This window comes from Flavobacterium profundi (assembly GCF_006491645.1).
Taxonomy (GTDB): domain Bacteria; phylum Bacteroidota; class Bacteroidia; order Flavobacteriales; family Flavobacteriaceae; genus Flavobacterium; species Flavobacterium profundi.
Window position 1 is genome coordinate 1 of the sequence record NZ_VDCZ01000027.1, and the last position, 1,688, is coordinate 1,688.

Consider the following 1,688-nt stretch of genomic DNA (forward strand, 5'->3'; position numbering starts at 1 on the left):
TACTATTGTTGGTACAGCAAATGCAACGGTAAGTTATTCTTTAGATGGAGGAACAACTACTCAAACGATTGTTTTAGACGCATCAGGAAACGGACAAGTTGTAATTACAGCAGCAACAGTTGATCAAACTATAGATTTGAGTCAAATTGCAGTTGGAAGTTGTATAACACCATTAACAGCTACAGAAACTATAGTGGTTAATCCATTGCCAAGTGTAACAAGTGTAACAGGAAATGGTCCAATTTGTGAAGGAGATGATGCTATATTTGATATTGTTGGTACAGTTGATGCAACGGTAAGTTATTCATTAGATGGAGGAACAACAACACAAACGGTTGTTTTAGATGCTTCCGGAAATGGACAAGTAGTAATTACAGCAGCAACGGTTGATCAAACGATTACTTTATCTTTAATTGAAAATACGACAACTACTTGTTCATTAGTAGTTACCAATACAGAAACTATAGTGGTTAATCCATTACCAAGTGTAACAAGTGTAACAGGAAATGGTCCAGTTTGTGAAGGAGATGATGCTATTTTTGATATAGTTGGAACACCAAATACAACAGTAAGTTATTCATTAGATGGAGGAACAACTACTCAAACGCTTGTTTTAGATGCTTCTGGAAACGGACAAGTAATAATTACAGCGGCAACGATTGATCAAACAATTACTTTATCTTTAATAGAAAATACGACAACTACTTGTTCGTTAGCAGTTAACAATACAGAAACTATAGTTGTAAGTCCAGTGCCTTCGTTAACAAATGTAACAGGAAATGGTCCTATTTGTGAAGGAGAAGATGCGATATTTACTATTGTAGGAACACCAAATGCAACAGTAAGTTATTCATTAGATAGTGGAACAACCACTCAAACGGTTGTTTTAGATGCTTCCGGAAACGGACAAGTAATAATTACAGCAGCAGCTGTTGATCAAACTATAGATGTAAGCCAAATTGCAGTTGGAAGTTGTGTAACACCATTAACAGATACAGAAACTATAGTGGTTAATCCATTACCAAGTATAACAAGTGTAACAGGAAATGGGCCTATTTGCGAAGGAGAAGATGCTATATTTGATATTGTTGGTACAGCAGATGCAACAGTAAGTTATTCGTTAGATGGAGGAACAACTACTCAAACGGTTGTTTTAGACGCATCAGGAAACGGACAAGTAATTGTTACAGCAGCAACTGTTGATCAAACGATTACTTTATCCTTAATTGAAAATACGACAACAACTTGTTCATTGGTAGTTACCAATACAGAAACTATAGTAGTTAATCCATTGCCAGTTTTAACTAGTTTAACAGGAAATGGTCCTATTTGCGAAGGGGAAGATGCGATATTTACTATTGTAGGAACACCAAACGCAATAGTAAGCTATTCTTTAGATGGAGGAGCAACAACTCAAACTGTTGTTTTAGATACATCAGGAAACGGACAAGTAGTAATTACAGCAGCAACTGTTGATCAAACTATAGATGTAAGTCAAATTGCAGTTGGAAGTTGTGTAACACCATTAACAGATACAGAAACTATAGTTGTTAATCCATTACCAAGTGTAACGAGTGTAACAGGAAATGGCCCTATTTGCGAAGGAGAAGATGCTATATTTGATATTGTTGGTACAGCAGATGCAACAGTAAGTTATTCGTTAGATGGAGGAACAACTACTCAAACGG

The 1,688-nt window shown here is 36.0% G+C and carries 1 pseudogene; it reads left to right on the top strand.

The window, feature by feature from the left end:
- Nucleotides 1-1,688 (top strand): annotated as a pseudogene (locus tag FHG05_RS18515) (hypothetical protein); the annotation flags it as partial.